The sequence below is a fragment of the Janthinobacterium sp. PSPC3-1 genome (assembly GCF_049896105.1).
GTDB lineage: Bacteria > Pseudomonadota > Gammaproteobacteria > Burkholderiales > Burkholderiaceae_D > Janthinobacterium.
The window spans coordinates 14,856-34,259 of record NZ_JAFCTQ010000052.1; the positions used below are offsets into that span (position 1 = coordinate 14,856).

The following is a 19,404-nucleotide window of genomic DNA, read 5'->3' on the forward strand; positions in this document are numbered from 1 at the left end:
GCGGACGCGCCGCTTCCTGCCACTCTACGCACATGGTTCCCACTGATGATTCGACTTGCCACTACCGCCGACGCCGCCGCGATCGCTACGATTTATAACCATTACGTCACCAGCTCCACCATCACGTTTGAAGAGCATGTGGTCAGCATCGAGGAAATGGCGCAGCGTATCGACTCTGTCGGTGCGCAGTTGCCGTGGTACGTCTTTGAACGCGACGGTCAATTACTAGGTTGCGCCTACGCAACGCCCTGGCGTGCCCGCAGCGCCTATCGTTTTTCAGTCGAGTCAACGGTGTACGTGGCGCATGACGGCGTCGGCCAGGGAATTGGCCGACAGCTCTACAGTGCCCTGATCGAAGAACTCCGGCGCCGCCAACTGCAGGTGGTCATTGGTGGCATCGCGCAGCCCAATGCAGCCAGCGTTGCTTTGCATGAACGCCTGGGGTTTGAAAAGGTGGCAATGTTCAAGCGGGTCGGCCGAAAATTTGAACAGTAGATTGATGTAGGCTACTGGGAGCTGCAGCTTGCGTAGTTAACCGCTGAGTACAAGATTTCTGTCCTCGAAAATCCATTTTCAGTGCTTAACTGTTTCGTTCGGTGCCGTCGTGTCAGGGAAAAACAGCGTGAATTGGGTAACTCCATTAAGCTCACTCGTGACACTGGCACGGCCATGGTGAAGCGCCATGATGGATTTGACTATTGAAAGTCCAAGCCCAGCCGAGGCTGACGTACTGGACCTCGATTTATCGGAACGGTAGAACCGGTCAAACAACCGCGGCAGGTGTTCATGTATGATGCCTGGGCCAGGATTGGAAACGGAAACCACGGCCCCGTCGTCGTCGGCTATCGCCTTGAGCGAGATAGTTTCTCCCTTCGGGGTGTACCGAATGGCGTTCGATACAAGGTTGCTTACCGCGCGGCGAAGCAGGTGCCCATCAGCAAACACTTTACCAGAGGCGATGACGATGAATGATATTCCGGCGTCGGATGCCGGCCCTTCAAAGTACTCGGCGATTCGCGTCAGCTCAACGTCCATATCAAGCTGTTCAGTTACTAGCGAAACTTGGTCATGGTCAGCCCGCGCCAAAAATAATATGCTTTCCACCATTCTAGCTAGACGGCCAAATTCCTCGTAGTTAGATGAGAGCAGGTTTTGATATTCATCCGATTCTCTGGGTTGAGACAGGGCAACTTCTGTTTGGACCATCAGATTGTTGAGAGGCGTACGCAAATCGTGTGCCAGGTCATCTGCGAATTGGGAAAGGTTATTAAAACTGTTTTGCAGGCGGTCAAGCACCTCATTGAACGAATCAGCCAGGATCTGGAATTCCTTCGGGGCTGATTTTGCATTCAAGCGCACTTCCAAATTGTGCGCACTGACTTGCTGAGCTTGTTGCGCGAAGAGCTTTACTTTGTGCAACGCGCGACGCACTAGCAGAAACCCTAGTAGGGCTGTTAGCACCGCACCAAAGAAGCCCGATGCAAGAACTTTTAACTTGTATGCAGATAAGACAGCTGCGCGGCTCTTTTCGCTCCGGGCGAGCGTGATTTGCACCACGGAACCTGTCGAACCAACAGTACCCAGCGCTGCAATGACCCTTAGGTTGGGTTCGCTATGGCCTGGCGCAGCAAGTACGTGAGATGGCTCTGGCATCGTCTCAACCGGCACAGCTCCATTTGCATGCATGAATGACCGGTCAAGGGTATTGCGAGTCAATTCTTCACCGTCTTGTGCCTGCATAACAAGCAAAAAGCCGCCATGCAAATCTACAGCATCTAAAAACCGGTGCGGATCCACACGAATCGACTCGACACTCGGTGTTTCCTCAAGCATATGCCTGATGAACACAATACGGTCGATAAGGTCTGCATCATCCCGTGCTTGAAGCTGCGCCGCGAGTGCTTGATAGAGATAGATGCCTAAGGCCGAAAATACAAGTGCCGAGATGCAGACGAAGAGCGCCCCCAGCTGAGCGGTGAGAGACCAGTTCTTGACCTTCATTGTCTATCTTCTAGCACATAGCCCATACTTCGAATCGTATGGATCAGTTTGACCTCGAATGGGTCGTCAATTTTTGCACGTAGACGGCGTACCGCGACATCCACCACGTTCGTGTCGCTGTCAAAATTCATGTCCCAGACTTGCGATGCAATCAACGGCCGGGACAAAACCTGTCCCACCCGCTTGGATAGCAAATGCAAAAGTGCAAATTCTTTCGCAGTCAAATCAATCCGAACACCGGCCCGTATTACTCTTCGCTTGGGTATGTCCAGTTCCAAATCGGCAATCTGAAAAATATCGGGCTCTCTAATCGGCCCTCGGCGCAACAACGTTCGAATACGAACGAGCAACTCAGCAAAAGCGAAGGGCTTGACTAAGTAATCATCCGCACCAAGCTCCAGACCTTTGATGCGGTCATCGAGCCCATCCCGTGCGGTAAGAAACAGCACCGGCGTATCGACCGTTTTGCGCAACTCAGCGATGATTTGCCAGCCATCTAATCCCGGAAGCATGACGTCAAGCACGATCAGGTCGTAATGGGCAGTAGTGGCAGCGTGAAGTCCGTCTGGCCCAGTTCTCGCCAAGTCAACAACAAAACCAGACTCGTTCAGACCTTTCTGAATATATTCGCCCGCCTTTTGCTCGTCTTCCACAACTAATAATCGCATGTCACTTTTCCACTAGTCCAACTACTATGTCCACGTTATGCGGATGGTATAGGCCGCCGCCGGCGTCGTTATCTTCAGTCTACCTTGGAAAAGTGACAATCGTCTAACGCCAAGATTACAATCTTGTCAGAATTAAACTGGCTACTGTTTAGAATACGGGCAAATCTATCCCGTGGTGCCGCGCTATACAAGGCGCAGTGCGCGTCCTGCCACGGCGCGGCCGGAGCCGGTGACGGCTCTCTCGCACGCCAGCTTGAACCGAAGCCAATCGCGTTCACCGACAGAGAGCGGGCTCGGTCGCGTTCACTCATGGCGTTACACCAGGTGATCAGCCAAGGTGTCGCCGATACGTCCATGCAGGCATTTGCCAGCTTGTCTGACGCGGATCGCTGGTCCCTGGCGTTCTATGTAGGAACACTCGGCTTCAACGATACGGACATCAAAGCGGGGAAAGAAGCATTCGCGCGCGATACTGCGCTGGGTAAAGCGCTACCGGACATGAGCGCACTTGTAACAGTGACGGAGGAGGAGCTTGCAAAGGCAATGCCGCCGAATACCGCTCGGGCGGCTCTCGCGTATGCACGGACCCATCCTGAAATGGTTATCCTATGCTTTCCAAGCATAGATGCCGAGCGCGATGGCAATTGCTCCGATTTGGATGACTCACCCAGACTTATCACATCGTCCTGCGCGTGCCAGAAAGCTATCACGTCCTGTCGGACATCGAGGCTTTCTGACCGGAGCGGAACAGCTCGCTTAATATGATTACTGCCACGCCCAGCGTGATGCCGATGTCCGCGATGTTGAAAGCTGGCCAGTGATGTACCCCGGCGTACACGTCGATCCAGTCAACAACTCCCTTGCGAGCAATGCGATCGGCTAGGTTTCCCACTGCACCGCCGAGAATCATCGCCAAACCAAGCCGTTCCACCGCGCCGGCGGCGGGCTTCCTGTTCATGTAAATCAGGAATGCCGACGCTAGCACGGCTATCGCAATGAACAAGTAGCGCTGCCATCCTCCCGCAGTGGCGAGAAGGCCGAAGGCGGCGCCTTTATTGACAGCATGAACGAGGTTCAGTGACGGCATCAATTCGATTTGCTGGCCATACGCCAGGTGCTTGACAACCGCTGCCTTGCTCCCGAGGTCGAACGCGCAAATCAGGCCGGCAAATAGCATGGCAACGAGAGGAGTAAAAGGCTTATGCATAACTTTTTTGGTCACAGTAGAGTCATCAGATGTTAGGGACGCGCTTATCCACGGCAACCCGCTCCAATGATCACTACGTGATACTGCTTTTCCATATCTCGTCCTCCCTAAGGTGTTGTGGATGACCCAGCTTCGCGCTCGGTCAGATCCCCTCGGCAACGCTGTTCTTCGGCTGCGCGAAACGCCGGTACAGAGAAGGCAGCACAAACAGAGTCAGGATCGTGGCCGAAATCAGCCCGCCAATGACTACGATGGCCAATGGTCGCTGGACCTCGGCGCCTGCGCCTGTCGCCAGGGCCATCGGGACGAATCCAAGCGACGCGACCAGTGCCGTCATCAATACCGGTCGCAGACGCCTTAATGCACCTTCGCGCACGGCTTGATCCCACGGCAGCGTTTTCGCCAAGTCGTCAATCGAGCCGACCATCACCAGACCGTTTAGCACCGCCACACCGGATAGCGCGATGAAACCCACTGCTGCCGAAATTGAGAACGGCAGGCCACAAAGCCACAGCGCCCCGATACCGCCGATCAATGCCAACGGTACACCAGTGAAGACGACGGCGGCCGCGCGCCAAGAGCCTACGGCTGAGTAGAGCAACACGACAATAAGTGCAAAGCAGGCTGGAATCACCACCGCCAGACGCAAGCGCGCGCGTTCAAGGTTTTCAAACTGCCCACCCCACGTGAGCCATACGCCGGCAGGCACGCGAACGTCGGCGTTGATACTGCTCTGCGCTTCCTTGACGACGCCGGCGATGTCCCGGCCGCGCACGTTTGCCTGCACCACTACCCGGCGCTTGCCGTTTTCTCTGCTGATCTGATTGGGGCCTTTGGCTGTCTCCAGTGCTGCGACCGATCCCAGCGGAACAAATTTTCCACTCGGAGTCAGTACCGGCAGTTGGCGCAGCGCCTCAACATCATTTCGTATACCTTCACCGAGCTTGACCACGACATCGAAGCGCCTGTCGCCCTCGTAGATCGAACCGGCCTCGCGCCCCGCGACAGCCGCAGCCAAGGTGTCGTACACGTCCTGCGCAGTGAGCCCGACCCGCGCCATGGCGTCTCGATCAAGACGGGCATCGAGTAGTGGTAGCCCCTGCACTTGTTCAACGCGCACATCCTCAGCTCCTTCCACGGCTCGCAGCTTCGTCGCGATCTGTTCAGCTGTCCGGATCATCGCGTCGAAATCGTCACCATAGACCTTAACGGCGATGTCTCCGCGGACGCCAGCGAGCAGCTCGTTGAACCGCATTTGGATCGGCTGTGTAAGTTCATAGTTTTGACCTGGGATGTTCGCTACGGCATGCTCGATTTTCTCCACCAGTTCAGCCTTGCTCATCTTAGGCTTTGGCCACTCAGCACGGTCTTTCACGATGACAAAGGTGTCGGTGATATTCGGGGGCATCGGGTCAGCCGCCAGCTCCGCCGTCCCTGTTCTTGAGAAGACCAGCTTTACTTCGGGTAGCTTCGCCACAGTCTTCTCCACTGTTGACTGCATGGCCTGGCTTTGATCGATAGACGTTCCCGGAATGCGCGCTACCTGTAGCAGTACATCACCCTCATCGAGCGTAGGAAGAAATTCCTGCCCCAAGGTGGAAAACAACCAAATGGCCCCGACAAAACCGGCGACGGCGATCACGCCAATCAGCTTGGGCCGGGTTAGAGCCCGGTCCAGCCATGGCGCGTAAGACGACGAGACGGCTTTCACCATCCTGTTTTCCTTCTCATCGACATGGCGGGAGAGCCATAGCGCGATGGACGCTGGCACAAACGTCAGAGATAGAACGAAGGCAAACAAGAGCGCGAGTATGACGGTCAGGGCCATCGGGGCGAACATCCGACCTTCAACGCCCTGGAACGTCAGCAGTGGTACATACACGAGAATAATGATTGCCTGGCCGTAAACGCTCGGCCGGATCATTTCCCGCGCCGCAGCCGCCACCGTTTCCAGCCGCTCGGATTTTGACAGCACTTTGCCAAGAGTATGCTGGCGTTCCGCGATGCGGCGCAGCGCATTTTCCACAATAATCACAGCGCCATCGACAATCAGTCCAAAGTCGAGTGCGCCCAGACTCATAAGATTGGCCGATAGGCCTGCCTTGAGCATCCCGGCAGAGGTAAGCATCATGGTGACCGGAATGACTGCTGCAGCAATGAGTGCCGCGCGCAGATTGCCGAGCAGTGCGAACAGGACCGCGATCACCAGCAGCGCACCCTCCGTCAGATTGATCGCAACTGTCTTGATAGTCGCGTCGACCAGACGGGTTCGGTCAAGCACAGGCTTGATCAGTGTATCCGGCGGAAGCGACCGGGCAATTTCCTTCAATCGCACGTCTACCGCAGCGGCGACTGTACGGCTGTTCTGACCAATGCGCATCACGGCAGTACCAACGACAACTTCCTGTCCGCCTTCGGACGCGGATCCGAACCGCACCTCCTGTCCGAGGCCGACGGTGGCGACATGCGAAACCAGAACTGGCGTACCACTCCGGGTCGTGATGACGGTCTTGGCCAATTCCTCCGTCGAAGTGATGCGCGCATCGGCCTTGACGGTAAGCGCTTCTCCGTTCTGAAATACTACGCCGGCGCCGACACTGGTGTTGTTCCGTTCGAGCGCTTCACCCAGCATTGGCAGACTGATTCCCAAGGCCGCCAACCGTTGCGGATCGGGCGTGACCACGTACTGTTTGACATAGCCGCCAATGACGTCAACGCCGGCCAGTCCTTCAGTGTTTTTCAGCTGGGGCGCGACGATCCAGTCCTGTACCGTACGCAGATAGGTCGCCTTCTCAGCCGCGCTGCGCAGCACCTCGCTCTCGGGCGTGACATAACTTCCATCGGTCTGCAGGCCAGCACTTGAGCCCGCCTTGGCACCTGGCTTGGCCGCGAACTCAACTGTCCACATATAAACGTCACCAAGGCCGGTCGCGATCGGTCCAAGGCTTGCGTTCGCCCCTGTGGGCAGTGATCGTTCGACGGCTCGCAATCGCTCGGCTATTTGCTGGCGCGCGAAATAGATGTCAGTTCCGTCCTTGAAAACGGTTGTCACCTGTGCGAAGCCATGCCTGGTTAGCGAACGCGTAGATTCGAGTCCTGGGATGCCGGCGAACGCTGTTTCGATGGGGTACGTTACCTGGCGCTCGACATCGGCCGGCGACAGAGCCGGTACCACGACGTTGATTTGGACCTGCGTATTGGTGATGTCCGGTACCGCGTCGATAGGGAGACGGGTTAGCGCGAAAGCACCGACGATCGACAGCAGAATCGTGACGATGAGTACGTGCCACCGGCGAGCGACAGAAAAATTAACAATGCGTGCAATCATGGTTGGGTAACCTCGGAAAGTTCTGGAAGGAGGAAATTAGTCATCGTCCCCAGCCTCACCTTTGCCGTGCTCGGCTTTCAAAAGATACGTATTGCTCACGGCGATCTGTTCATTTCCTTCTAAGCCTAACAAGACCTTCACATAGCCAGCTGCGGCAGCGCCCAAAACGACGTGTTTGATCGCGAACCCATCTTTCGCGCGAACAAATACGCTTGGCTTATCCTCGACGGTTTGTACCGCAGTGCGAGGGATTGCAAGCTGGCCATCATCGGCTTTACCCGAAAGAGCGATGGAGGCGCGTGCGGTTTCCCCAATGCGCCAGGTGCCGCGCTCATTCGGCAGCATCGCGATTGCGCGCACTTGACGCGTTGTGGGATCCAGAATCCGCGACATACTGGTGATTCGCGCGGAGCCGGTACGGCCGTCCGTTGAGACATCCACGGTCGCACCCACGGCTACGCGCGCCGCGTCATCCGGTGATAGGGACAGCTCGACGGACAGGTTGTTGAGATTTGCAACCTCAAACAGATGCGCATTCGGTTCGACAATGTCGCCAAGCGCAATCTGCCGGGCAGTGACATTGCCCTTGATGGGCGAGCGCAACATCAGACGGTTCAATTGTCCGCCGCCGGCTCCGCCTGCGGCGGACAATTGCTGCTCGGCCAAGCGCAAGCGGGTTCCTGCTTCTTGCGCCGAGGTACGGGCGACTTCAAACTCCTGGCGGGAAGTGACTTTTTCGCCGTACAGACGTTCTTCCCGCTTGAAGGTTGCCTGGCCTAGTTCAAATTGGCGCTTGGCAATCTCGATGTCGGCGCGCAGCTGGGCAATGTCTCGGCTTTCGATTACCGCAAGCACGTCGCCGCGACTGACTGCCTCACCGAGATTGCGCCGGACTTCGACCACCCGGCCCCCGACCGAGCTGGACACGACGGCCGCCTGCATGGGATCGGCGGCGATCACAGCGGGAGCCTCAATGGCGCCCGCAAAAGATTGCCTTACCGGTGTGACATCGATCCCGGCGGCTCGAATTTGCTGATCGGAAAGCGTGACAAAATCTTCTTTGCCCTCCGACTCACCTTCTTTCTCTTCGCTTCCGCCGCTCTCCTTGGCCTCGCTCTTCGCCCCGGACATGGCTTCCTTTTTCTCTTCCTTCTCGTCCTTATCGCCTTTCTTTTCTTCGCTCTGCGACACGACCGAGTCTTTCGGCTTGGCCGTTTCAGGCTTGGGGGAGCACGCGCTCAACAGAATTATGGCGGCGCACAGGCCCGATCGAAATACTGCTTGCATGGGTCAGTCCTTGTAAATTGGAGAGTTGAAACCTTGTAGTCGCGCCAGACGTGCACGCGCAGTGTGCAATTCCGTCAGCGCATCGACAGACGCCTGGCGGGTTTCAGCCAACGAACGCTCGGCTTCGATCAATTCGAGCTGGGGGAATTTCCCTTCGCGGTAGCCGAGCCGTGCGATACGTGCCGCTTCCTCAGCAGCGGCCAAAGCGGGACCGTTCGCTGCGCGCGCAGCTGCTGCAGCATCAGCAACCTCGGTGTTTGCCTGTTGCATGGACTGTTCAAATTCCAACCCAGCGGCGCGGCGGCCCGCCACCGCCCGATCATATTCGGCCCGCGATCGGGATACAGCTGCTGTGCCTGGATTGAACAGTGGAAGGGGGATTGACAGACCGAGAACTGCCGCCTTATCGGACGTTTCTCCATAGCGACGCATACCGGCGGTGAGTGTAACGTCGGGAATGCGATCACTCTTGGCCGCAACGATGCGGGCGGCAGCAGCGGTGACCTCGGCCTCAGCTGCCACAATTGCCAGTCCCTCGCCTGACGCAGCAGGTAGTTCGCCACGTTCGACATACTCAAACCAGGGCGATGCGATCTTAAATGGCTTTGCGACGCCAGTCAGCCGTACCACATTGGACTGGGCCAACTCGACTGCGCGCTCTGCCTTGCCCAAGCGGACTTCCATATTTATACGCAGGACATCAGCACGTTGCTCTTCGATTGGCGATGCTTTGCCGGCACGTACCCGTTCTCGTGCCGCGTGGAAGGCACGCTCGGCCAATTCGTGACTCGTTTTCGCGATCTGCGCGTGCCGCTCGCTTGCGGCCAGGTTAACAAAAGCTTCGGTTACCTGCAGCGTCAGGTCGGCTTGGGCCGCTCTGGCGCCAATTCCAGCAGCAGTACGTTCTGCCTGCGCCACACCCATCCGGGCATGACGTTTACCGCCCAGTTCCAAGGGCATCGACAACGAGGCGGTTTTTTCGCCCCCACCAAAGCCGCGATACCGGCCGGATCCCATCACGTTCTCCGCCTCTACCGAAAGCGTCGGGTTCGGCCGCAGGCCGGATAGCTGTATATTTGCATCGGCTGCCCGAACGGCCGCATCCGCTCCCTGGAGAGCGGGAGCCTGAAGCTGCGCCTTCGCTACAGCTTCTCTCAATGTGAGGGCAGTGCCGTTTTCGTTGGCCGATTGTGCAACTGCGGTCGAAGCCAGCAGCACGGCAATAATGAAGACAGAAGTCCGGGTACGCATAGGTTCCATGGCTTGACGGGATGGCAAAGAGTCTTTATAAACCTTAAACCAACTTTAAGGTCAAGCACGATGTCAACTTCTCTTACGATTGGCCAACTGGCCAGCGCAGCCGAGATACCGGCCGCCACGATTCGCTACTACGAAAAAATTGGACTGCTCGCGTCGCCGTGCCGCTCAGGAAGCAATTATCGGCAGTATGGGAGTGATGACCTCGAACGTCTTACCTTCGTACGGCGGGCACGTGACATTGGTTTCACGATTGACCAGGTCCGGAGTCTGCTATCTTTTTCTGACCAGCAAAGTGGCGACTGCTGCACGGTGACAGCACTTACAGAGGAACATCTGGCCTCCGTCGAACAGAAGATTGCCGATTTGCTGCGATTGAAAGACCGCCTCACGGATCTCCTGACCTCCTGCAGGGGCGGTCTGGTCGCCGATTGCCGCATTATCGACGCTCTGACCCCTCGCCAATAATCGTGTACAGCGCTTGACGTTAAAGCTGCTTGAAGGTTTAACCTGAGCGGATTCAACTTGAAAGTCCCTCGCCATGACGCCAGATCCAACTTCCGCTCCTGTCACCCTGAAAACCGTTTTATTCGTATCTAAGATGGACTGCCCATCGGAAGAAAATCTGATCCGGATGGCTTTGGGGGGCGTCCCGGATATTGACCGCATGGCGTTCGACCTGAACACTCGCACGGTAACCTTGTTTCATCGCGGTGCTCCGGGAGCGCTAGTTGATGCGCTGTTGCCTTTGGGACTGGGCGTCGAACTGCACCAGTCGCGCTCAGCTCCCGCCCAAGCAACACGGATGACGAGCACTTTGGGGATCCCCAAGATGGATTGTCCGTCAGAAGAGAACATGATCCGCATAGCCCTCTCCGACATAGGCGATATCAAGTCGCTCAACTTCGATATCGCACAGCGACAGCTCCACGTGACCCATACCGGCACCATTGATCCCATCCTGTCGAAGCTCATTCCTTTGCAGTTCGGTGCGTATCTAATCAGTGCAACGACAGCAGCCCCCGATGATCGTGCCGACACCGACAAGGCGGGTGACCAGTCGGAGGCGAAAACCCTTCGCTTGCTCCTGGCCATCAACGGCGCCATGTTCGTGGTCGAATTGGTGTGGGGTCTAATTGCCCAATCGGCGGGCTTGGTAGCCGACTCCCTAGATATGTTCGCCGACGCAGCCGTGTATGGCCTCGCGTTGTATGCTGTGGGCCGCGCCGCATCTCTCAAGACGCGCGCAGCGCATGTTGCTGGTTGGTTGCAGATGGCGCTTGCACTCGGGGCGCTTGGCGAAGTCGTGCGGCGCACCTTGCTCGGTAGCGCGCCAGAATCTGGCTTAATGATGGGTGTCGGCGCGGTTGCGCTGGCCGCGAACGTGGCGTGCCTAGTGTTGATCGCAAAGAAGCGCGATCGCGGCGCTCATATGAAGGCAAGTTATATATTCTCTGCCAATGACGTAGTTGCCAACATTGGAGTGATTGTCGCCGGCGCACTCGTTGCCTGGACTGGCTCCCATTATCCTGATTTGGTGATCGGCACTGTCATTGGCATTATCGTACTAAATGGGGCGCGCCGAATCCTCAAATTGAAGTAAGCGGAGACCATTGCTGTCATGGTGACCCAGCGAATCGATAGCACTCAGCAGCGATAGATCGATTCATGCCAGTCAGCTTTCTCTCGAATGAGCAACGCGAAAACTACGGCCGCTATGTCGGCCCGCCGTCGGCTCATGATCTCGCCCGGTATTTTCATCTGGATGACACCGACTATGCGCTGATTGCGCAAAAGCGCGGGGCGCACAACCGGCTGGGCTTTGCCGTCCAGCTCGGGACGGTGCGCTACCTGGGCACGTTCCTGGAAGACCCGCTGGCCGTGCCCCAACCCGTGTTGCGGACGCTGGCCAAGCAGTTGCGCATCGAGGCGCTGGACAAGGCGAGTCCCTACAGCACGGGCGAGCAACGCTGGCAGCATGCGGCGGAAATTCGCGCATCTTATGGCTACGTCGAGTTTACGGAACCCCTGATCGCATTTCGCCTGACCCGGTGGCTGTATGCTCTGTGCTGGACCGGCACCGACCGGCCGAGCGTGCTGTTCGAGCGTGCCACAACGTGGCTTGTTACTCACAAAGTGCTGCTGCCTGGCTGCACGACCCTCGAACGCCACGTTGCGCGCCTGCGCAGCCGCGTCGAGGAACGTTTGTGGCGCTCGCTTGGCAGTGGGGTCAGCCTGGACCAGCAGAGCCGCCTGGAAGGCCTCCTGGTCTCTTCTGGCGGCACTCGGAATTCGCCGCTCGACCGCCTGCGCACAGGGCCGGTAGTGGCCAGCAGCCGGTCCATGAGCCTGGCGCTGATGCGGCTGCAAGCCGTCCGCGAGCTTGGCATACGGTTGCCGGCCGCCACGCGCATCCCGGCCACGCGCGTCGCGGCCCTGGCCCGCTTCGCCGGCGCCGCCAAAGCCAGTGCGATCCTGCGCTTGCCGCCGCTGCGCCGCCTGGCCACCCTTGTTGCGTTCGTGCACTGCCTCGAAGCATCAGCACAGGATGATGCGCTGGAGGTCCTGGAAGTGATCCTTCGGGAGCTGTTCGGCGATGCCGTGAAAGCCGACAAAAAATCTCGCCTGCGCTCGCTCAAGGACCTGGACGAAGCGGCTGCGACCCTGGCCAGTGCCTGTCAAATGCTGCTCGACGATGCGGTGCCGGATGCCGAGCTGCGCAAACAGTTGTTCGCGCGGATTTCGCCTGAAGCGCTCTCACTAGCCCTGGCCGGCGTCAACAAACTGATTCGGCCGTCAGACAATGTGTACTACCAGGAGCTGGACGCCAAGTACAAGACCGTGCGCCGCTTCCTGCCCGCGCTGGCCGAGCAAATTCACTTTGGCGCGAATGTCGCTGGCGAGGCCGCATTGAACCAGCTGCGCGCGGAAGGCTTCGAGGTGAAGGATGAAGACGTGGCCAGGCTGTCGCCACTGCTGCATGAGCACATCAACATGCTCGGCCGGTATTCGTTCTCAGTACCGGAAGCTGTGGCCAAGGGTGAGCTGCGACCGTTGCGCAACCCGGCGAACGATGAGTAGAATTTGACCAAGCAAACCCATATGAATATACCGACGAAGCATTATTCCGTAGCGAATTGTTTTTCTTCCTACCTGCTGCCGCACATCCTTTTTGTGCCGGAATTCGAGCTGAGAAAGAAGGCAGTCATGACGTGCTGTCTTGGCTGGAACCTCAGTCTGTTTTCGGACGCCGAGCGCGAGGAACACATTGATCGACTCTGGAAGCTATTTGAGGTCGATAACCAGGGTACGGCAACAACTGGCATGGTAGAGCAGGGGTTCAAGCTGGAATTGCGCATGCTGATCGTACAGAAATTGGATCTATTTCCCTGGGTACGAACCCATATTCCCAAGGCAGACCTCAGTTCGCACGCCGGCCATGACGTATTAATTATCGCTACCGGCAACGCCGCCGCTGAGGAAATCAAGATCGCGACGTGCCCCAGTCCACTCGGCCTGCCACTGATCATCGACACCTTGCGCACCATCCAGAGTGACACCGCCGCCCAGGCGGAACAAATGCTTGAGCGGGTCGTCGATATCCCGCAAGCTATCAGCGACATCGATGCTACCCGCATGGTGACGCTCTACGGCGTCCAGCGTGCCGATCTGGTGTCGTACCGCCGCATGCTTACGATGTGGCATGACAGCCAGCCGGCGCCGAGCGTACGGCGTGTCATCAATCACTGGCAGAGCGTGGTGGACGAGATAGAGGCGGACACCAACGTAGTGCTGAACATCTTGGCAAGATGCAGTTAAGCCTGGAAAGCAGTCAAGGATAAATGCTTAACCCGGTTTTCCGTTCCACTGCACCTCAAACCCCAGTCTCGTGATGTTTGTGCTGGCTTTACGGTATCTGGGGACGGCCCGCACGGGCGCTTACTTCTCAGCAGCGCCGTTTGTCGGCGCGATCATTTCGCTGTTCATGCTGGGCGATATTCCAGGGCTGCTGTTCTGGCTAGCAGCAGCACTGATGGCCGCAGGCATTTGGCTGCATTTAACAGAAAAGCATGAGCACGATCATGAACATGAGCCGATGTTCCACACACATTCACACAATCATGACGCCCATCACCAACACACGCATGACGACAGTTGGGATGGTAAGGAGCCCCATGTGCACGCCCACCAGCATACGCCGCTGCGGCATGCACATCCCCATTTCCCTGACATTCATCACCGGCACGATCATTTATGAGCTCACCCAAGCTACGTGCGAAGAGGTGAGCGAGTTTAACCGACGAACGGCCTGATGGCACAAAAGTACATTTATACGGGCGATGATCCGGTGCCGATAGCAGAACTAGCAGAGCAGTAATTGCCTAGGACAGCATGCAGGTTTTACGCGTCAGATCGAGGCTCGGGCTGACGGCCTTTACCAAACCCATCACTTCATTCCAGTGGGCCCTGCATAGGGTGCTCAGCGGATACGCGCCTTCGGTCCAGCCGCAGATGTCTGATCACTCGCTCTCAGGAAGATGTAGATTCTGCTCAATGCGGCGCTGGTTAAAGGGATCTTCCCTGTCGATATAACGCATAGCGGACTGGGCGTTTTTCCAGCCAACGTGTTCCATCAGCGTTCTCAAATCCCACCCATTGGCGGTGGCCCAGCTGGCAAAGCCGCGCCGAAGCGAGTGGGCGCTGTACAATTCAGGCGCGTCCACTCCGGCTTCGTGCAGGATATTGCGTAGAAGCGGCACCAGGCTATCGATATTCAGTCCGTTAGAGCGTATGTTGCCCCAACGATCAATGGCGCGGAACACCGGTCCAGCCGTCAATCTCGCTGCGGCGATCCATTCCTCATAAGCGCTGACTGGGCACAGACGCGATAGTAACGGCACCGTGAAGTTGCCGCCTTTGAGCTGGCGATCACCTTTGGTGCGCGGCAAGAAGCAAGTCATCCCTTCTGCTGGGGTGAAGTGAACATGCTCAATCTGCAGGCGAGTCAGCTCGTCGCCGCGAAATCCGCGCCAGAAACCGAGCAGGAACAACGCTTTGTTGCGGCGGTAACGCAGTTCGGTAGCCAGTTCTCCGTGGGATTGCGCGGCGTCGACGTTGGCCGTCAACCAGTGATCGACCACCATGAGTTTATCAATTTGGAATGGTTTTGCCCGCTTTTCCTCGGCTGGGTGGAGCGTCTGGATGCCGCGCAAGACCTGGCGTACTACCGGTGCCTTGGTAGGGTCTGGAAAGCCTTGGTCGAGATGCCACTGGGCTAATGCGGCCAATCGCTGACGCAGGGTGTTGACGGCATGCTTGCCAGCACGATCGGCCAGATAGCGTGCCACGCTATCGGGCGTCGTCGGCAAAAAACCACCCCATTCCACTTCAAAGTCGCGGATCGCGCTTTGATAGCTTTTTCGAGTGTTTTCGCGCGTGGCGGCCTGCAGAAAGCGGTCGATATCGGACATGACATGCAAGGCAAAAGAGTGGAGTGGCGGAGGGTCGAGGCTGTTCGTGTGGTAAATTGCAAGAGTCGGGCCATGTTCTGTCTGGGGTCGTCTCAGAATTCGGAATTTAAAGCATGCTAAGGGGTAGTCACCCCGTGACTCACCCGCGCCGATGCAGCGAGCTTCGTTCCGTCTTGTAGTGACGCAATCAGCGGGCAGGAAACGTTCCCCTTTCGCGCATGGCATGCACACACCAACTCAGACAGCACGGCCTCCATGCGCGCCAGGTCAGACATTTTCTCGCGTACGTCCTCGAGCTTGCGCTCGGCCAGACTGCTGGCTTCCTCGCAATGGGTGCCATCCTCCAGCCGCAGCAGATCGGCGATCTCGTCCAGGCTGAAGCCCAACCGCTGGGCTGATTTCACGAACCGCACCCGCGTTACATCCGCCTCACCATAGCGGCGGATGCTGCCATAGGGCTTGTCCGGCTTCGGCAACAAGCCCTTGCGCTGATAGAAGCGGATGGTCTCCACGTTGACCCCGGCCACCTTGGCAAAAACGCCGATAGTCAGATTCTCCAAATTGTTTTCCATATCGCTTGACTCCGTACATGACTACGGAAGTAAGGTTACGCTATTCCATTCAAATTCGAAAGGACAAGCGCATGTCTGAACCACAAAACGGGCGCGGCGCGCTCTTCGCCGGTGGGCTGGCCGCCATCCTCGCTTCTACTTGTTGCCTCGGGCCGCTAGTCCTGGTCGCATTGGGATTCAGCGGTGCATGGATCGGCAACCTGACGGTGCTGGAACGCTATCGCCCGATCTTCATCGGCGCAGCGTTGGTGGCGTTATTCTTCGCTTGGCGGTGCATCTATCGCCCGGCGCAAGCCTGCAAACCGGATGAGGTCTGCGCGATTCCCCAAGTGCGAGCTACTTACAAGCTCATTTTCTGGATCGTGGCCGCGCTGGTCCTGGTCGCGCTCGGATTTCCTTACGTCATGCCATTTTTTTATTAATCACAGGAGTTCATCATGAAAAAACTGCTTGCCTCCCTGACCCTCGCCGCTATTGTTGGCCCCGTGTGGGCCGCTACCCAGACCGTCACGCTGTACGTTCCCAGCATGACCTGCTCCGCCTGCCCGATTACTGTTAAAAAGGCGATTTCCAAGGTTGAAGGCGTCAGTAAAGTTGACGTGACCTTCGAGACACGCGAAGCGGTTGTCACTTTCGATGATGCCAAGACCAGCGTGCAGAAGCTGACCAAGGCAACCGGAGACGCGGGCTATCCGTCCAACGTCAAGCAGTGAGCCACTGAATCCGAACCAGGGGCGATCATGGGACTGATCACACGCATTGCTGACAAGGCTGGCAAGCTTGGCAGCGTTGTTTCCGCGATGGGATGCGCCGCTTGTTTTCCGGCTATCGCCAGCTTGGGCGTGGCCATCGGGCTTGGCTTTCTACAAGAATACGAAGGGTTGTTCATCTCCAAGCTGCTGCCGCTGTTCGCAGTCGTGGTTTGGCTGGCGAATGCACTGGGCTGGCTGAGTCATCGGCAATGGCACCGCAGCCTGCTCGGAATTATCGGGCTAACCATTGTGTTCGCTGGGACGGTCTGGTTGCTTAGCAACTGGTGGACGGCGAACCTGGTCTATGTCGGCTTGGCGTTCATGGTCGGGGTATCCATTTGGAATTTTGTCTCGCCTGCGAACCGCCGCTGCGGCCCGGACGGATGCGAACTGCCACCCCGGCGCGGATAACAGTCAAGGCCGTGGCCAATATGAGTAAAATAGGAGTTGTTGCATGACCAATCTAAAAATCACCGGCATGACCTGCGACTCGTGCGCAACGAACGTCAAAGACGCGCTCGAAAAAATGCCCGGCGTGCAGTCGGCGCTGGTGTCCTATTCGAAGGGCACAGCGCAACTCGCCACCCTGCCGGGCACGTCACCGGACGCGCTGATCGCCGCCGTGGCCGGACTGGGCTACAAGGCAACGCTTGCCGATGCGCCACCGACGTACAACCGCACCGGACTGCTCGACAAGGTGCGCGGTTGGATGGGGACCGCGGATAAACGTAGCGACGACGAACACCCGTTGCAAGTAGCCGTCATTGGCAGCGGTGGAGCCGCGATGGCTGCGGCGCTGAAAGCCGTCGAGCAAGGCGCGCACGTCACGCTGATCGAGCGCGGCACCATCGGGGGCACCTGCGTCAATATCGGCTGTGTGCCGTCCAAGATCATGATCCGCGCCGCCCACATCGCCCATCTGCGCCGCGAAAGCCCGTTCGATGACGGGGTCAAAGCGACCGTCCCTACAATTGACCGCGGCAAACTACTGGCCCAGCAGCAGGCTCGCGTCGAAGAGCTGCGGCACGCCAAGTACGAAGGTATCCTGGACGGCAACCCGGCCATCACCGTTCTGCATGGCGAGGCGCGTTTCAAGGACGACCAGAGCCTGGTCGTCCGTTTAAACGAGGGTGGCGAGCGCATCGTGATGTTCGACCGCTGCTTGGTCGCCACCGGCGCCAGTCCGGCCGTGCCGCCGATTCTTGGCTTGAAAGAGTCACCCTACTGGACTTCGACTGAGGCTCTGGTCAGCGACACCATTCCCGAACGCCTAGCCGTGATTGGCTCGTCGGTGGTGGCGCTGGAACTGGCGCAAGCCTTTGCTCGGCTGGGCAGCAAAGTGACAATCCTGGCACGCAGCACGTTGTTCTTCCGGGAAGACCCGGCCATCGGCGAGGCCGTGACGGTTGCTTTCCGCGCCGAGGGCATCGAGGTGCTGGAGCACACGCAAGCCAGCCAGGTTGCCCATGTGGACGGTGAATTCGTGCTGGCCACCGGACATGGTGAATTGCGCGCCGACAAGCTGCTGATCGCCACCGGCCGGGCACCAAACACACGCAGCCTGGCATTGGAAGCAGTGGGCGTTGTCGTCAATGCGCATGGTGCCATCGTCATCGACAAAGGCATGCGCACGAGCAACCCGAACATCTACGCGGCCGGCGACTGCACCGACCAGCCTCAGTTCGTCTATGTGGCGGCAGCGGCCGGCACCCGTGCTGCGATCAACATGACTGGCGGCGATGCGGCCCTGGACCTGACCGCAATGCCGGCCGTGGTGTTCACCGACCCGCAGGTCGCCACCGTGGGCTACAGCGAGGCGGAAGCACATCACGACGGGATCGAGACCGACAGCCGCACGCTGACGCTGGACAATGTGCCGCGTGCGCTTGCCAACTTCGACACACGCGGCTTCATCAAGCTGGTCATCGAGGAAGGTAGCGGACGGCTCATCGGCGTGCAAGCGGTGGCCCCTGAAGCGGGTGAACTGATCCAGACTGCGGTGCTCGCCATTCGCACCCGTATGACCGTGCAGGAACTGGCCGACCAATTGTTCCCGTACCTGACGATGGTCGAGGGGTTGAAGCTTGCGGCGCAGACCTTCAGCAAGGACGTCAAGCAACTGTCCTGCTGCGCTGGATGAGGAAAAAGGAGGTGTTTAATGAACGTCTACACGGTGTCCCGGCTGGCCCGTTATGCCAGGGTCAGCGTGCATATCGTGCGTGACTATCTGCTGGGCGGATTGCTTCGCCCGGTGGTGTGCACCCCAGGCAGCTACGGCTTGTTCGATGACGCCGCCTTACAACGGCTGTGTGCCTTCGAAGTGGTTATCGGCGTGCATGCACTGGCGCGGTTATATCGGACGCTGGATGCTGCGGACGGTGATGGTGTGGCCGCGCAGCTTGCCGTGTTGCGGCAACTCGTCGAGCGTCGGCGCGAGGCGTTGGCCACCTTGGAAATGCAATTGGCAGCCATGACAACCGAACCGGCACAGCACGCGTAGAGGCTGCCATTAATAGCCCCGAGCACTTGCCGTCTGAGACGGACAAACCGCTCACCGGCTATCTGTCGCCGCTGGGGTAGGACCACATAAACCTGACCGGCAATTACCTATGGCGCAGCAGCGCCAAGGTCGGTGCGGGGAAGTTCAGGCCATTGCGACCGCTGCCACTGGCTTAGCGTGCATTATTTCCCGTTTTCTGAGACGCCCCCTGTCTGGCGCTATCGGCAAATGTACAGCAAATGCAACCAATATGGCGCAAAAGGTCGCCTGACACAGGATAACCTTATATTATCCTGCTTCAATTTCAAGGAAAATTTGAGCTTGAATTTCTCGAAAAATGGTATGTAATTACATGGTATGT

General features: G+C 57.9%; 19 protein-coding genes and 1 pseudogene. 12 read left to right on the forward strand and 8 right to left on the reverse strand.

Translation table 11 applies throughout. The annotated features are described in order from the left end of the window. Nucleotides 1-45 precede the first annotated feature (45 nt). On the forward strand, nt 46-495 hold the full coding sequence (locus ACP7B7_RS29185; protein WP_131687587.1) for a GNAT family N-acetyltransferase: 450 nt from the start codon (nt 46-48) through the stop codon (nt 493-495). A gap of 78 nt (nt 496-573) precedes the next feature. On the opposite strand, the gene ACP7B7_RS29190 is transcribed toward ACP7B7_RS29185, so the two are convergent. Both ACP7B7_RS29190 and ACP7B7_RS29195 read right to left on the reverse strand, forming a co-directional pair. After that, nucleotides 574-2,001 carry a heavy metal sensor histidine kinase gene (locus tag ACP7B7_RS29190; protein ID WP_131687586.1) on the reverse strand — a complete coding sequence of 476 codons (1,428 nt, stop codon included), beginning with the start codon at nt 1,999-2,001 and terminating at the stop codon, nt 574-576. Then, a complete protein-coding gene (locus ACP7B7_RS29195; protein ID WP_131687585.1) occupies nt 1,998-2,669 on the reverse strand; it encodes a heavy metal response regulator transcription factor in 672 nt (223 codons plus the stop codon). The genes ACP7B7_RS29190 and ACP7B7_RS29195 overlap by 4 nt, the downstream gene beginning before the upstream one ends. Before the next feature lie 123 nt (nt 2,670-2,792). Here ACP7B7_RS29195 and ACP7B7_RS29200 point away from each other — a divergent pair, with 123 nt between their 5' ends. Further along, nucleotides 2,793-3,434, forward strand: a complete 642-nt coding sequence (locus ACP7B7_RS29200) for a c-type cytochrome (RefSeq protein WP_426079021.1) — start codon at nt 2,793-2,795, stop codon at nt 3,432-3,434. On the opposite strand, the gene lspA is transcribed toward ACP7B7_RS29200, so the two are convergent. The 4 genes from lspA to ACP7B7_RS29220 all read right to left on the reverse strand — a co-directional run bounded on the left by lspA (nt 3,376) and on the right by ACP7B7_RS29220 (nt 9,742). After that, entirely contained in the window at nt 3,376-3,891 is a 516-nt protein-coding gene (gene lspA, locus ACP7B7_RS29205) for a signal peptidase II (RefSeq protein WP_426079022.1), read from the reverse strand. The two genes, ACP7B7_RS29200 and lspA, sit on opposite strands and share 59 nt — an antisense overlap. A 127-nt stretch (nt 3,892-4,018) precedes the next feature. After that, on the reverse strand, nt 4,019-7,204 hold the full coding sequence (locus ACP7B7_RS29210; protein WP_426079023.1) for an efflux RND transporter permease subunit: 3,186 nt from the start codon (nt 7,202-7,204) through the stop codon (nt 4,019-4,021). A gap of 36 nt (nt 7,205-7,240) precedes the next feature. After that, nucleotides 7,241-8,491, reverse strand: coding sequence for an efflux RND transporter periplasmic adaptor subunit (locus tag ACP7B7_RS29215; RefSeq protein ID WP_426079024.1), 1,251 nt, complete (start codon nt 8,489-8,491; stop codon nt 7,241-7,243). A gap of 3 nt (nt 8,492-8,494) precedes the next feature. Then, the gene (locus ACP7B7_RS29220) at nt 8,495-9,742 is read right to left on the reverse strand and encodes a TolC family protein (protein WP_426079025.1); all 1,248 of its coding nucleotides are present in this window, start codon (nt 9,740-9,742) and stop codon (nt 8,495-8,497) included. Nucleotides 9,743-9,811: 69 nt separating this feature from the next. On the opposite strand from ACP7B7_RS29220, the gene ACP7B7_RS29225 reads away from it, so the two are divergent. The 5 genes and pseudogenes from ACP7B7_RS29225 to ACP7B7_RS29245 all read left to right on the forward strand — a co-directional run. After that, nucleotides 9,812-10,216, forward strand: a complete 405-nt coding sequence (locus ACP7B7_RS29225; RefSeq protein ID WP_426079026.1) for a MerR family transcriptional regulator — start codon at nt 9,812-9,814, stop codon at nt 10,214-10,216. 73 nt (nt 10,217-10,289) lie between these two features. Further along, the gene (locus ACP7B7_RS29230; protein WP_426079027.1) at nt 10,290-11,351 is read left to right on the forward strand and encodes a cation transporter; all 1,062 of its coding nucleotides are present in this window, start codon (nt 10,290-10,292) and stop codon (nt 11,349-11,351) included. Nucleotides 11,352-11,416: 65 nt separating this feature from the next. Next, complete coding sequence (locus ACP7B7_RS29235) at nt 11,417-12,829, forward strand: DUF4158 domain-containing protein (protein ID WP_426079028.1); 1,413 nt, start codon at nt 11,417-11,419, stop codon at nt 12,827-12,829. A 3-nt stretch (nt 12,830-12,832) separates the two neighbouring features. Beyond that, complete coding sequence (locus ACP7B7_RS29240) at nt 12,833-13,567, forward strand: hypothetical protein (protein WP_426079029.1); 735 nt, start codon at nt 12,833-12,835, stop codon at nt 13,565-13,567. A gap of 64 nt (nt 13,568-13,631) precedes the next feature. After that, nucleotides 13,632-14,006: pseudogene (locus ACP7B7_RS29245) on the forward strand (EamA family transporter); the annotation flags it as partial. Nucleotides 14,007-14,268: 262 nt separating this feature from the next. Here ACP7B7_RS29245 and ACP7B7_RS29250 read toward each other — a convergent pair. Both ACP7B7_RS29250 and merR read right to left on the reverse strand, forming a co-directional pair. After that, nucleotides 14,269-15,219, reverse strand: a complete 951-nt coding sequence (locus ACP7B7_RS29250) for a tyrosine-type recombinase/integrase (RefSeq protein ID WP_131687582.1) — start codon at nt 15,217-15,219, stop codon at nt 14,269-14,271. 116 nt (nt 15,220-15,335) lie between these two features. Next, a complete protein-coding gene (merR, locus tag ACP7B7_RS29255) occupies nt 15,336-15,791 on the reverse strand; it encodes an Hg(II)-responsive transcriptional regulator (RefSeq protein ID WP_131687581.1) in 456 nt (151 codons plus the stop codon). 71 nt (nt 15,792-15,862) lie between these two features. Between merR and merT the strand changes: the two genes are divergently transcribed. The 5 genes from merT to merD are packed head-to-tail and all read left to right on the forward strand — an operon-like array spanning nt 15,863 to nt 19,043. Continuing rightward, nucleotides 15,863-16,213: a mercuric ion transporter MerT gene (gene merT, locus ACP7B7_RS29260; protein ID WP_131687580.1), complete on the forward strand. Its 351-nt coding sequence runs from the start codon at nt 15,863-15,865 to the stop codon at nt 16,211-16,213. Between the two features lie 15 nt (nt 16,214-16,228). Next, nucleotides 16,229-16,504, forward strand: coding sequence for a mercury resistance system periplasmic binding protein MerP (gene merP / locus ACP7B7_RS29265; protein WP_131687579.1), 276 nt, complete (start codon nt 16,229-16,231; stop codon nt 16,502-16,504). 27 nt (nt 16,505-16,531) lie between these two features. Continuing rightward, nucleotides 16,532-16,954, forward strand: coding sequence for an organomercurial transporter MerC (gene merC / locus ACP7B7_RS29270; RefSeq protein ID WP_131687578.1), 423 nt, complete (start codon nt 16,532-16,534; stop codon nt 16,952-16,954). A 43-nt stretch (nt 16,955-16,997) separates the two neighbouring features. Further along, nucleotides 16,998-18,683, forward strand: a complete 1,686-nt coding sequence (merA, locus tag ACP7B7_RS29275) for a mercury(II) reductase (RefSeq protein ID WP_131687577.1) — start codon at nt 16,998-17,000, stop codon at nt 18,681-18,683. Nucleotides 18,684-18,701: 18 nt separating this feature from the next. Continuing rightward, the gene (gene merD / locus ACP7B7_RS29280; RefSeq protein WP_131387571.1) at nt 18,702-19,043 is read left to right on the forward strand and encodes a mercury resistance co-regulator MerD; all 342 of its coding nucleotides are present in this window, start codon (nt 18,702-18,704) and stop codon (nt 19,041-19,043) included. Nucleotides 19,044-19,404: the final 361 nt, after the last annotated feature.

Bases quoted from the DNA above. Each gene is read 5' to 3' on its own strand.
- ACP7B7_RS29210 (WP_426079023.1), bottom strand. From the start codon at position 7,204: ATGATTGCACGCATTGTTAATTTTTCTGTCGCTCGCCGGTGGCACGTA.
- merP (WP_131687579.1), top strand. From the start codon at position 16,229: ATGAAAAAACTGCTTGCCTCCCTGACCCTCGCCGCTATTGTTGGCCCC.
- ACP7B7_RS29220 (WP_426079025.1), bottom strand. From the start codon at position 9,742: ATGCGTACCCGGACTTCTGTCTTCATTATTGCCGTGCTGCTGGCTTCG.
- ACP7B7_RS29235 (WP_426079028.1), top strand. From the start codon at position 11,417: ATGCCAGTCAGCTTTCTCTCGAATGAGCAACGCGAAAACTACGGCCGC.
- ACP7B7_RS29195 (WP_131687585.1), bottom strand. From the start codon at position 2,669: ATGCGATTATTAGTTGTGGAAGACGAGCAAAAGGCGGGCGAATATATT.
- ACP7B7_RS29230 (WP_426079027.1), top strand. From the start codon at position 10,290: ATGACGCCAGATCCAACTTCCGCTCCTGTCACCCTGAAAACCGTTTTA.
- ACP7B7_RS29190 (WP_131687586.1), bottom strand. From the start codon at position 2,001: ATGAAGGTCAAGAACTGGTCTCTCACCGCTCAGCTGGGGGCGCTCTTC.
- merD (WP_131387571.1), top strand. From the start codon at position 18,702: ATGAACGTCTACACGGTGTCCCGGCTGGCCCGTTATGCCAGGGTCAGC.
- merC (WP_131687578.1), top strand. From the start codon at position 16,532: ATGGGACTGATCACACGCATTGCTGACAAGGCTGGCAAGCTTGGCAGC.
- ACP7B7_RS29225 (WP_426079026.1), top strand. From the start codon at position 9,812: ATGTCAACTTCTCTTACGATTGGCCAACTGGCCAGCGCAGCCGAGATA.
- merT (WP_131687580.1), top strand. From the start codon at position 15,863: ATGTCTGAACCACAAAACGGGCGCGGCGCGCTCTTCGCCGGTGGGCTG.
- ACP7B7_RS29250 (WP_131687582.1), bottom strand. From the start codon at position 15,219: ATGTCCGATATCGACCGCTTTCTGCAGGCCGCCACGCGCGAAAACACT.
- merR (WP_131687581.1), bottom strand. From the start codon at position 15,791: ATGGAAAACAATTTGGAGAATCTGACTATCGGCGTTTTTGCCAAGGTG.
- ACP7B7_RS29185 (WP_131687587.1), top strand. From the start codon at position 46: ATGATTCGACTTGCCACTACCGCCGACGCCGCCGCGATCGCTACGATT.
- merA (WP_131687577.1), top strand. From the start codon at position 16,998: ATGACCAATCTAAAAATCACCGGCATGACCTGCGACTCGTGCGCAACG.
- ACP7B7_RS29215 (WP_426079024.1), bottom strand. From the start codon at position 8,491: ATGCAAGCAGTATTTCGATCGGGCCTGTGCGCCGCCATAATTCTGTTG.